Source organism: Streptomyces sp. NPDC104226, from assembly GCF_055584085.1.
Map to the genome: position 1 here is coordinate 553,850 of NZ_JBVJMS010000002.1, position 11,761 is coordinate 565,610.

Here is an 11,761-nt window from a genome sequence, read left to right on the forward strand (position 1 = left end):
CACGCACGATGAAGCACGGCAATCGCCGGGAGGCGCAGCACGGACACGCCCGGGTCCGGGGCCACGCCCCCGACCGGCCCCCCAGGTGGCGGCGGTGGGTGGGAGTGGCCGTCCCGCTGACGGCCGTGGTCGGGCTGACCGTCGGGTTCCTGACCCACCTCTACCGGTCCGACGGCAGCGACGACGTCGGCGCCACCGTGCACCTCGACGAACCCCGCGCCACGGCCGGGGGTAAGGGCGGTGACGCGCCGGGCGACCCGCTGACCCTGATGCCCACCGGACCGGCGCCCGAGCTGAAGGTGTCCGGCATCATCCCGGAGGACGGCAGCAAGGTGATGGTGACCACCCTCACGGGGAAGAAGTCCCAGTTCACCGGCAAGGTCTGGCTCTGGGTTCCGCCGCAGTACCACGACCCGAAGTACGCGCACAGCGGCTTCCCCGTGATGATCGCGCTGCCCGGCGGGCCCGGCTTCAACGAGAACTACTGGAGCGGGAGCAACCTCAAGCTGGAGGCCGACATCTCCAAGTGGTCCAAGAAGGGCACGAGCCTCCCCTTCATCCTCGCCATGCCGGTGCTGAACCCGGCGTCCGACAAGGACGGGCTGTACTGGGACGGCAGCGACATCCCCGGCCAGCCGAAGATGGGCACCTGGCTCACCGAGGACGTCCCCGACCTGGTCCGCGCGACGTTCCGTACGATCAGGTCCCGCGACGGCTGGGCCTTCATGGGGAGCTCCTCCGGCGGGTTCGCCGGGCTCAAGGCGGTGCTGAAGGATCCCGAGCAGTTCCGCGCCGTGATCGCCGGCGGGCCCGACATCGTCCCCGACTCCCGGCTGTGGAACGGCCACCCCGAGGAGAAGGCGGCGAACAGCCCGCCCGAGCTCGCGCAGAAGCTGATCGACCGGGGCGGGCCCGAGGTGGACCTCGCCTTCCAGGTCGGCACCAAGGGCAGCGACATCCAGCTCCGGCCCCCGATCGAGAAGTTCGTCAAGGACTACGGCAAGGGGCCCGTGAAGACGAAGTTCCACGTCGACGAGGGCGGCGGCCACGACGCCTACACCTACGTCCCCGGCATGTACGACGGCGGGCTCATCCAGTGGGTCAGCAAGCTCATGCGAGGGCCCGTCCCCAGCCCGTGACGGGCGGCGGGCTCACGGCCAGGACCGGCGCCGCCGGTGAGCCGTGCCGGTGCCCGCAGGGCTCGAAGACCAGAACCACCGGCTGCCCCGGACGCTGTCGCCAGGAGATGCGTTCCGGGGCGTCCTCGCACACCGGGCAGCACGGCAGCGGGCCCGGCTGATCCGGCCGGCCCGTCGGGCCCATCGGCCGCGCCGGGCTCGGCCGCCCCGGCTCCGCCCGGTACTCGGGGGCGGCCGCGAGCTGCGTGGAATGCGGATCGCTCATGGAGACTCCCTGGTCGTGCGGTTGGACTGCTCGCACTGTGCCATGGACGTGCCCCCTGGCGCACGGGTGAATCCTCCAGTGTTCCCGCGATGTTCCGGCAGGTCAGGGGGTGCGCCCCGGGCTCCTCCCGGTGCTTCCCCGGGACTTGGCGCTCAGTGCGGCCCGCCGGCCACCTCCACCAGACCCGATTCGTACGCGGCGATGACCGCCTGGGCCCGGTCGCGGACGCCCAGCTTGCCGAAGATGCCGGTGATGTGGTTCTTGACCGTGGAGACGCTGATGTCCAGGTCCGCGGCGATCTCCGCGTTGTCGAGGCCGGTGGCGAGCAGCTGCCAGATCTCCCGCTCCCGGGGGGTGAGTTCGGCCGGGACCTCGGCCGTCCGCCTGGCGGGCCGCGCGGGGACCCGTACGTACGTGGAGATCAGCCGGGTCAGCAGGCGCGGCGCCACCGCCGCCTCTCCGGTGTGGACGGTGCGGATCGCGGCGGTCAGCTCCTCCGGGGAGACGTCCTTGGGCAGGAACCCGTAGGCTCCGGCCCGCAGGGCGGCGACCACGTACTCGTCCATGTCGAAGGTGCTCAGCGCCAGGACCCGGCACTCCGGCAGCAGCCGGGCCAGTTCCCCGGTGGCTCCGACCCCGTCCAGGACCGGCATCCGGATGTCCATGACCACCACGTCGGGCCGCAGCCGCTCCGCGAGGGCGACCGCCTCGACGCCGTCCCCGGCCTCGCCGACGACCTCGAACTCCGGCTCGGGGGCCAGGATCAGCGCCAGGCCCCTCCGGACGAGCGGCTGGTCGTCCGCAATGAGCACACGGATCATCCGCGTTCTTCCTCTCCTTCTCCCCCGGGTCCTCGTCCCCTGGGTCCTTCTCCCCCGGGCGCGTCCGGACCGGGCGGCGCCGGAAGGCGCGCCGCCACCCGGAACCCACCGCAGTCCAGGTGGGCCGCTTCCAGGGCGCCGCCCTGCAGGGCGACCCGTTCGCGCATTCCGATCAGACCGTAGCCGGAACCCGATGCCGACCGCGAAGGCGGCTGCCGGTCCCCGGCCCCGTCGTCGCGGACCTCCACCGTCACCTCCTCCGGGTGATACGTCAGCCGTACGCGGGCCCGGGCCCGCCGCCCGGCGTGCTTGCGGGTGTTGGTCAGCGACTCCTGCACGATGCGGAACACCGTCAGGCCGAGGGCCGGCGGCAGCGGGCGGACCGGCCCGTCCACGGTGAAGTCGGTCTCCAGGCCGCCGAGCCTGGCCTCGGTGACGATCCGCTCCAGGTCACCCGTGCCGGGCTGAGGCGGCGGCGGGGTGTGCTCCGGCTCCTCCCCCGCCCGCAGCACGTCGAGCAGTTGCCGCATCTCGCGCAGCGCCATCCGCCCGGACCCCTCCAGGGTCACCAGGGCCTCGCGGGCCACCTCCGGGTCGCGCGCGAGGTTGGCCCGCGCTCCGCCGGCCATCAGCTGCATGGTGGTGATGTGGTGGGCCACGATGTCGTGCAGTTCGCGGGCGATGCGGCGGCGCTCCTCGGTCACGGCCCGTTCGGCGAGCAGGGCGCGCTTGGCCTCGGTCTCCTGCTGCCAGCGGCGCGTCAGCAGCGCGGCGGCGACCACGAGGAGGACGGCGACCGCGTTGCCGAGCAGGCCCATGAACCAGCCCGTCCCGCCGCGGCTGCTGCCGCTTCCGATGACCGTCAGCGGGACGGCCGCCAGGGCGGCCGCGGCGGTGACCGCCGGGCCGCGCACACGGGCCACGGAGAAGAGGGCGACGATCGCTCCCCCGGAGAAGTGCGGGCCCTGCGACGTGATCAGGTTCAGCACCATGCCGAGGGCGAGTACGGCGCAGAGCACGGCGACCGGCCTGGCCCGCCGGGCCAGCAGACAGAGCGCGGTCAGGACCACGAGGACGAGGGCGGGCACCGAGAGCGGCCGGCCGTCGTCGGCCGCGCTGAACGCATAGCCGACGAGGTCCACGACGACGACGGCGATGGCCACGAGGGCGTCGTTGCGGGTCCAGTTCAGGGCCTGCATCCGGCTCTGGACGCGGGCCCCGCTCAAGTTCCGGGGCCCGGCACCACTCAAGGCCCTGGCCCCGTTCAGGTTCGGGTCCAGGTCCCGGTCCCCGGTCAGGTTGCGGTCCCCGTCCAGGGCCCGGGCATCCTGCGGACTCAGGTCCGTTCTGATCATCGGCATATTCCATCTTCCCATCGGGCGGACCCCGGTCTGCGGGCCCCGAGGAGGAGTGCGGACCAGGACCCGAGTCCTGGTCGGGGGCCCGGACCGGCCCCTGCTCCCGGGTGCGAGCTCCTCCCGGCACCCGATGTTTCGGGGTGCGCCCGCTGATGAGCTGGTGAGCAGGCCGGGGACCCCCGGCCACCGCCCCGCTACGGAGGACTCCTTGATCCGCGCCCTGACCGCCTTCGCCACCCGAAGTCCCTGGAAGGTCATAGCCCTGTGGGCGGTGCTGGGCATCGCCCTGACGATCCTCGGCCAGGCGCTGGTGTTCCGCGCCACCCAGACGAGCACCGGTGCGTTCCTTCCGGCCTCCTACGATTCGGCGGCCGCGCTGAAGCTCGCCGAGGAGCACTTCGGGGCCAAGCCCGATGCCAACCCGCTGACCGTGCTGGTGGCCCGGGCCGACGGTGCGCCGCTGACCGCCGACGACGAGCGGCGGATCGACTCCGAGGCGGCGAAGCTGGCCCGGCAGCGGATCGCCATGCCGAAGCCCGAGGACATCCCGCCCGTCCTGGTGCAGGACCGTTCCCAGCTGCCGCGGATCAGCCCGGCGATGACGGCGCCCGACCGGAGTTTCCGGCTGCTGTCGGTCGAGCTGACCGGCCATCCCCTGGATCCCGGGATGCAGGACCTGTACCGGGCCTTCCGGGACCACACCCGGGCCGCCTTCGCGGAGGCCGGCCTGCGGACCGGGTTCACCGCCGGACTCGCGGACACCGTGGACACCGCCGACGCGGAGGAGACCCGGTCGAGGATCGTGGGCTCCGCGATGCTCGCGGTCATCGTCCTGCTGCACGTGCTGGTGTTCCGCAGCGTTCTGGCGGCGCTGCTGCCGCTGGTCGCCGTCACCATCATCGGCGGGGCGGCGGCCGGGGTCGTGGTCGTCGCCGCGCTGCTGACCGGGATCGAGCTCGACGCGTCCACGCCCCAGCTGATCAGCGTGGTGCTGGTGGGCATCGGCATCGACTACTTCCTCTTCCTGCTCTTCCGCTTCCGCGAGCACCTGAGCAGGCATCCGGAGCAGTCGGGCCGGGCAGCGGCGGCCGAGGTGGCCGGCCGGGTCGGTACGGCGATCACCTGTGCGGCACTGACCATCGTCGCCGCCTTCGCCACCCTCGCGGTGGCCACCTTCGGCCAGTTCCGGGTGCTGGGGCCGGCCATCGCCGTGTCCGTACTGGTGATGCTGCTCGGCAGCCTGACCCTGATGCCGGCCGTCCTCGCGGTCACCGGCCGCAGGATGTTCTGGCCCTCGCGGGCCCTGAAGCGTGAGCCCCGTGCGGGTGTGGCCGCCCGGCTGGGCGGCCTGGTGGCGCGGCGGCCGCTGACCCTGGTGGTGGCCTCGGTGGCCCTGCTGGGGGCACTGGCCGCGGGGATGGCCGGGATGCGGATGGACTACGGGCAGAGCAGCGCGGGCGGGAAGCACACGGCTTCGGCGGCGACGGCGGCCGAGATCGCCCGCGCCCTGCCCGCCGGGGTGTCGGATCCGGCCGGCGTGTTCGTGACCGCCACCGACGGGGGCACGCTGACGGCCGAGCGCCTCGGCGGACTCTCCCGCGCGCTGGCTTCGGTCGACGGAGTGGGCCGGGTGGCGCCGACGGTGCTGAGCGAGGACCGGCGGGCGGCCCGCATCGACGTGTTCCCGACCGCGGATCCGCACGGGCAGGAGGCCCGCGACCTGGTTTCCGGCCCGGTCCGGGAGGCCGTGGCCGTGCACCTGCCGAAGGGTACCGAGGCGCATGTCGGCGGTACCGCGGCGGTCTTCTCCGACATCGCGTCCGCCGTGGACGAGGACCTGAAGGTGGTCTTCCCGGTGGCTGCGGCCCTGATCGCGCTGATCCTGTTCCTGCTGCTCCGCAGCCTGCTCGCTCCGGTGGTACTGATGCTTTCCGTGGGTCTGGGCTTCGCGGCCACGCTGGGTGCCTCGACGCTGGTGTTCCAGCACGCGGCGGGCCGGCCGGGCGTGGACTTCTCGCTGCCGCTGGTGCTGTTCCTGTTCGTGGTCGCGCTGGGCACCGACTACAACATCCTGATCACCGACCGGATCAAGGAGGAGATGGACCGGCCCGGTCCGGCCCGTGCGGCCGTGGCCAGGGCCGTGCGCCACACGGCGCCCGCCGTCGCGACCGCGGGCCTGGTGCTGGCGTTGTCCTTCGGGAGCCTGGCCGCGAGTCCGGGATCCGCGACGCAGCAGATCGGCTTCGCCACGGGCCTCGGGATCCTGCTCTCGGCGTTCGTGCTGTCGCTCGTGCTGGTGCCGGCCCTGGCCGCGCTCCTGGGCTGGTCCCTGTGGTGGCCGATCAGGCAGCGCCCGGCCTCCGAGGCGTCGGTGCCGGGCGGCGGCGGGCACCGGGAGCCCGAGCGGATCATGACCGCCTGATCCGCCGGCCGAACCGTGCGGGGGCCGGTGCGCGAAGCTCCGTAGAACGGGCTTCGCGCGCCGGCCCCCGCACGCGCGCGTCGGCGCTCGGCTCAGCTGCGACTCAGGCTCAGGCTCAGGCGAGCTTGGCGACCTCGGGGTGGTCGGCCAGCCAGGCGCGGACGGCCTGCTGTTCCTTGCCCTTCCCGGATTCCTGGATCTTGGCCTCCAGACCGGTCAGCTGGGCCTCCGTGAGTTTGAAGGAGCTCAGCCACTGGGCGACCTTCGGCTCGTCGGCCGCGAAGCCCTTGCGGGCGACGTTGTGGATGCCGTCGCCCTTGCCCCAGGCGCCCTGGGGATCCTCGAGCTTCGTCAGCTCGTAGGAGGCGTACGCCCAGTGCGGCGACCAGAGGACGACCGCGACGGGCTCCTTCTTCTCGTAGGCCCGCTTGAGCTCGGCGAGCATGCCCGGGGTCGATCCGTCGACGACCTTGTACTCGCCGTCGAGACCGTACTGCGGCAGCACCTTGTCCTTGAGGAGGCCCATCGCGCCGGCGCTGGGCTCGATGCCGATGATCCGGCCCTTGAACTCCCCTGCCTTGCCCTTGAGGTCGGCGAGGGTCTTCACGTCCTTCATGTAGGAGGGCACGGCCAGCTCGATGGAGGTCGGCCCGTACCAGGAGCCGAGGTCGTCGAGCTTGTTGCCGTACTTCTTCCAGTACTCGGCCTGCGTGGCCGGCAGCCAGGAATCGGTCTGGAAGTCGACCTGCCCCCCGGCGAGCCCGGTGTAGAGCGCGCCGAGCTCCAGCTGCTTGGCCTCGACCTGGTACCCGCGGCGCTCCAGGAGCTCCTTCCAGAGGAACGTGGAGGCGATGCCCTCGTCCCACGGGATGTAGCCGATGCTGAGCTTGCGGCCCTTGCCGATGTTCTCGACCCCGGCCCCGCCGGCGGCGTTGACCTGCGTCTTCCCGGAGTCTCCGAAGATTCCGAGGCCGCCCGCGACGAGGGACAGCACCACGGCCGAGGCCACGGCGAGGACGGGCTGCGGACGGTGGCCCCACAGCTTGGCGGTGCCGGTGGCGGCGGAGCGCGCCTTGGCGAGGGCGCGGCGGCCGAGCGGGGACACCTGGCGGCCCAGGGCTCCGGTCATCCGGTCCAGGTACATGGCGAGGATGACGATGGAGATGCCGGCCTCGAAGCCGAGGCCGATGTCCACGCTGCCGATGGCCCGGTAGACGGCGCCGCCGAGGCCGCCGCCGCCGACCATGCCGGCGATGACCACCATGGACAGGCCGAGCATGATGACCTGGTTGATGCCCGCCATGATGGTGGGCAGCGCCAGCGGGAGCTGGACCCGTACGAGGGTGTTGCGCGGAGTCGTGCCGAAGGCTTCGGCGGCCTCGACGAGTTCGGCGTCGACCTGCCGGATGCCGAGCTCGGTCATCCGGACACCGGGCGCCAGCGAGAAGATGATGGTGGCGATGATGCCGGGCACCACGCCGACCCCGAAGAAGATGATGCCGGGGATGAGGTAGACCATGGCCGGCATGGTCTGCATGAAGTCCAGGACGGGCTTCAGGGTGGCGCTGACCTTGTCGGAGCGCGAGGCCCAGATGCCCATCGGGATCGCGAAGACCAGCGTGACCAGGGTGGCGACCAGGACCAGCGCGAGCGTGGACATGGCTTCGGGCCACAGGGCGACGGAGTCGACGAGGGCGAAGCCGGCGAAGGCGAGCAGGGCGGCGAGCAGCCCGCGCAGCCACCAGGCGGCGACGGCGAGGACGCCGGCCAGCAGCAGGGGGTTGGGCGCGGACAGGACGGCTTCGATGCCGTCGTAGAGCCCGGTGACGAGCGCGGCGATGGCGTCGAACAGCCAGGACAGGTGGCTCTGGAGGAAGTCGACACCGCTGTCGACCCAGGATCCGAGGTTCAGGCGGGGCATCAGGCAGCCACCTCCGCGCAGTCCAGCGCGTCGCGTCGCTCGTCGCCGATGAAGGCGACGAGGCGGTCCTGCGGGACGGAGCCGACGACGGTGCCGTCCTCGGCGGTGACGGCGACGGCGTGCGGGACGCGGGCGCTGACGGCGCACACGTCGGCGAGCGGCGTGCCGGCGGAGACGGTGGGGCAGCCGCAGTCGGGCCGGCCTCCGGGGTCCCCCGTCATGACGGCGTCGGCCGTCAGCACCCGCGAGCGGTCCACGTCCTGGATGAACGAGGCGACGTAGTCGTCGGCGGGGCGGGTGAGGATGTCCTCGGCCGTGCCCTGCTGGACGATGCGGCCGTCGCGCATGACGGCGATGGAGTCGCCGAGCCGCATGGCCTCGTTGAGGTCGTGGGTGATGAAGACGATGGTCTTGCCCAGGCTCTTCTGGAGTTCGAGCAGCTGGTCCTGCATGTCGCGGCGGATCAGCGGGTCGAGCGCGCTGAAGGACTCGTCCATCAGCAGCAGGTCGGCGTCGGTGGCCAGGGCGCGGGCGAGGCCGACGCGCTGCTGCATGCCGCCGGACAGCTCGTCGGGCCAGGACTTCTCCCAGCCGCCGAGCCCGCAGAGGGCCAGCGCTTCGGCGGCCCGCCGTTCGCGCTCGGCCCGGGGGACACCCTGGACCTCCAGGCCGTAGCCCGCGTTCTCCAGCACGTCGCGGTGCGGGAACAGGGCGAAGTGCTGGAAGACCATGCTGATCTTGGTGGAGCGTACGCGGCGCATCCCGGCCGGCGAGAGTGCGGTGAGGTCCTCTCCGTCGAAGAGGATCCGGCCCGCGGTGGGCTCCAGGAGGCCGTTGAGCATGCGCAGCAAGGTGGACTTGCCCGAGCCCGACAGACCCATCACGACGAAGATCTGGCCGGGCTCGACCCGGAACGAGGCATCGATCACCGCCGCCGTCGTTCCCTCGGCGCGCAGCTCGTCGCGGTCGGTCTCGCCGCTTTCGAGTGCGCGGACCGCCTTCGCGACGGCCTCGCCGTTGTCGGGTCCCTGACCGAACACCTTGTACACGTGCTCGGCTATGAGCGTGGACACATACACCCCAAGGTTCGTACCGGAGACGGCCCACCGGCGTGCGTGCGGCCGGCGGGCCGTGGAGCGCGACGGGATCCGCCCGTCACCCGCGCCCGGCCGCCAGCGGCCGGCGGACGGGTGCCGCTCCAGACAGCCCTAGTGCCCCCGCTTAACCCCTGCAAACGGTGAAGTGAGTCATGTCACTTACGCTGCGTCGCCAATCGCATCCACTGCCGCGCCCGCACAACCGGATTCCGCTTGCTGCGGTGACCCGGCTCCGGACCCTTCCGGGTCGGCGAGCATCGAGGCGCGCAGATGGGCGAGCACCCGGGTCAGGAGGCGCGAGACCTGCATCTGCGAGATGCCGAGGGCGGCGCCGATCTGTGCCTGGGTGAGCTCCTCGCCGAAGCGCATCGACAGCATGCGGCGCTCGCGGTCGCTGAGGCGTTCCAGCAGCGGAGCCAGGGTCTGGATGTCCTCGACGCGTTCCAGCGCCGGCTCCTCGGCCCCCATCGTCTCGGCGAGGCTGTGGCCCTCGGTGCGGCCGTCGACCCGTTCGGAGCCCGGGGCGTCGAGGGAGCCGCTGGTGTGGCCGTTGGCGGCGACGAGCCCCTCGATGACCTCTTCGTCGGTGAGCGAGAGGTGGGCGGCGATGTCCGCGACCGTCGGCGGCCGGTCGAGGAGCGCGGTCAGCTCCTCCTTCGCCTTGGCCAGGTCGATCCGCATCTCCTGGAGGCGGCGCGGTACGCGGACCGCCCAACTGGTGTCACGGAAGTGCCGTTTGACCTCGCCGGTGATGTACGGCATGGCGAGGGAGGCGAACTCGACCTCGCGGGCCGGGTCGAACCGGTCGATGGCCTTGATCAGGCCGATGGTGCCGACCTGGAGCAGGTCTTCGAGGTCGCCTCCGTCGCCGCGGCCGCGGAAGGGCCGGATCGCGAACCGGACGAGCGAGATGTTCATCTCGATGAGGGTCTCGCGGACGTAGCGGTACTCGGGAGTGCCTTCGTCGAGCTCGTGGAGCCGGCCGAAGAAGAGCCGCGTCAGCTCGCGCGCGTCCGCGGGGGCGACCTCCCGGGGCTCCGCGATCCGGGGCGGCGGCACGGTGGGCGCGGGCTGGACGGCGGCGGGGCCGGAGGGTCTGCCGGCGGCGGGGCCCTGTACGGGGCCGACCAGCCGGCCGGCGCAGGGGCCCGGGCGGCGGCCGGTCCGGGGACCGGGGACGGAACCCGGCATGGACCCTGCCCCGGGACGGGGAAGGGGGCCGGGGAGGGAGGCCGGCGAGGACTCTGCCCGGGGGCCGGGAAGGGGGCCGGCGGTATGGGAGAACGGGGCGGGTATCGGCACGGGGTCGCTCCTTGGGCTGGTCGGCTTGCGGCGCATGACCTTGACGGGCGTTCACCCTAGCCGGTTCCGCATCCGTTCCCCAGTTCCCTTCTTCGTAGATCAACCGGGTGGATCCCGGCCGCATTTGCGGCAGGGATCCGTTCCGGTCGCACATCGGCCGTCCGGCCGTACTCCCCTCGTCCGTCCGGTCAATTCCCCCCGGCGGCGGGCCCGGTTGCCGCGCCGGAAGGGGCTTCGGGAGCGATGTCGGCCGTGCTGCCCGAGGTGGTGCGGAGCGCCCGGATCAGGGCCTCGACGCCCGCCTCCGCCTTGGCGCGCGGGCATCCCGCGTTGAGGCGTACGAAGCCCGCACCCTCGGGCCCGTAGGCGGTTCCCGGCATGATCGCGACCTTCTCGGTATGAATCAGCTCACGTTGGAGCACCTCGTCGGGCACCCCGAGGGGCCGGAGGTCGATCCAGGCGAGGTAGCCGGCCTTCGGGGGCCGCCAGTCGAGCGCGGGGAAGGCCCGGACGAGGCGCTCCCCCACCATGTCCAGGTTCTGCGCGACGTACGCGTTGAGCGCGTCGAGCCACGCTCCGCCCTCGCGGTAGGCGGCGATGTGTCCGGCCACGGAGAGCACGGCCGGGGAGGAGAGTCCGTCGGCGTCCTTGAGGAGGGTGAGGTAGCGCTCGCAGGACTCCGAGTCGCCGAAGATGCCGTAACTGCCGGTCAGCGCGGGGATGTTGAAGGACTTCGAGGCCGAGGTGACGATGGCCCAGCGGGTGCCGGGGCGGCCGTGCAGCGCCCAGGGGCGGTGCCGGTGGGGGGCGTGCGCGAGGTCGGAGTGAATCTCGTCACTGATCACCGCGACCCCGTGGCGTTCGCACAGCTCCGCCATCCGCTCCAGCTCGGCCGCGCTCCACACGTGGCCGGTCGGATTGTGCGGGGAGCAGAGCAGCAGCACGGTGGTGTCGGGGCGGGCCAACTCCCTCTCCAGGGCGTCCTCGTCGTGGAGCGGGACTCCGCGCATCTCCCGGTCCCGGGCCGCGAGCAGGCGCGGGAAGGCGTCGTAGGCCGGGGTGTGGACGACGACCCCGTCGCCGGGTGAGGACCAGAGGTCCAGGATCCGGCCGAGCTGGTAGAGGACGGCGGGGGCGTAGGCGATGCGCTCTGCGGCGATCGGCGTGTCGTAGCGGGTGGCGTACCAGTGCCGGACGGCTTCGAGGAAGTCCTCGTGGCGCCAGCGGGAGTAGCCGAGGACCCCGTGTTCCAGGCGGCCGCGCAGGGCGGCGAGCACCTCGGGAGCGGTCTCGAAGTCCATGTCGGAGATCGTGAAGGGAAGCAGGTCCGGGGCACCGAAACGGTCCTCGACGTAGTCCCACTGGGTGCACCAGGTGCCGTGCCGGTCGACCGGCGCATCGAAGTCGTACGCGGCGGGGGCGTGGATGTCGGCCAT

General features: G+C 72.4%; 9 protein-coding genes. 2 read left to right on the plus strand and 7 right to left on the minus strand.

Features of this window, described 5'->3' with window-relative positions; all coding sequences use genetic code 11:
- The first annotated feature begins 8 nt into the window (after positions 1–8).
- Positions 9–1,139 (plus strand): alpha/beta hydrolase, encoded by a 1,131-nt coding sequence (locus ACZ60J_RS07860; protein WP_469679600.1) that lies wholly within the window; start codon positions 9–11, stop codon positions 1,137–1,139.
- Here ACZ60J_RS07860 and ACZ60J_RS07865 read toward each other — a convergent pair.
- The 3 genes from ACZ60J_RS07865 to ACZ60J_RS07875 all read right to left on the minus strand — a co-directional run bounded on the left by ACZ60J_RS07865 (position 1,111) and on the right by ACZ60J_RS07875 (position 3,580).
- The gene (locus ACZ60J_RS07865) at positions 1,111–1,404 is read right to left on the minus strand and encodes a hypothetical protein (protein WP_469679602.1); all 294 of its coding nucleotides are present in this window, start codon (positions 1,402–1,404) and stop codon (positions 1,111–1,113) included. The genes ACZ60J_RS07860 and ACZ60J_RS07865 overlap by 29 nt on opposite strands.
- Before the next feature lie 152 nt (positions 1,405–1,556).
- Entirely contained in the window at positions 1,557–2,225 is a 669-nt protein-coding gene (locus tag ACZ60J_RS07870; RefSeq protein ID WP_469679604.1) for a response regulator, read from the minus strand.
- Positions 2,222–3,580: a sensor histidine kinase gene (locus ACZ60J_RS07875; RefSeq protein WP_469679606.1), complete on the minus strand. Its 1,359-nt coding sequence runs from the start codon at positions 3,578–3,580 to the stop codon at positions 2,222–2,224. The genes ACZ60J_RS07870 and ACZ60J_RS07875 overlap by 4 nt, the downstream gene beginning before the upstream one ends.
- A gap of 211 nt (positions 3,581–3,791) precedes the next feature.
- On the opposite strand from ACZ60J_RS07875, the gene ACZ60J_RS07880 reads away from it, so the two are divergent.
- Entirely contained in the window at positions 3,792–6,005 is a 2,214-nt protein-coding gene (locus tag ACZ60J_RS07880; RefSeq protein ID WP_469679608.1) for an MMPL family transporter, read from the plus strand.
- A 115-nt stretch (positions 6,006–6,120) separates the two neighbouring features.
- Here the strand turns inward: ACZ60J_RS07880 and ACZ60J_RS07885 are convergent, their stop codons facing one another.
- The 4 genes from ACZ60J_RS07885 to ACZ60J_RS07900 form a co-directional block, all read right to left on the minus strand.
- Entirely contained in the window at positions 6,121–7,926 is a 1,806-nt protein-coding gene (locus tag ACZ60J_RS07885) for an ABC transporter permease/substrate binding protein (protein WP_469679610.1), read from the minus strand.
- On the minus strand, positions 7,926–8,999 hold the full coding sequence (locus ACZ60J_RS07890; RefSeq protein ID WP_469679611.1) for a quaternary amine ABC transporter ATP-binding protein: 1,074 nt from the start codon (positions 8,997–8,999) through the stop codon (positions 7,926–7,928). The genes ACZ60J_RS07885 and ACZ60J_RS07890 overlap by 1 nt, the downstream gene beginning before the upstream one ends.
- Before the next feature lie 183 nt (positions 9,000–9,182).
- Positions 9,183–10,214 (minus strand): SigB/SigF/SigG family RNA polymerase sigma factor, encoded by a 1,032-nt coding sequence (locus ACZ60J_RS07895; RefSeq protein ID WP_469679613.1) that lies wholly within the window; start codon positions 10,212–10,214, stop codon positions 9,183–9,185.
- A 299-nt stretch (positions 10,215–10,513) separates the two neighbouring features.
- Complete coding sequence (locus ACZ60J_RS07900; protein WP_469679615.1) at positions 10,514–11,761, minus strand: MalY/PatB family protein; 1,248 nt, start codon at positions 11,759–11,761, stop codon at positions 10,514–10,516.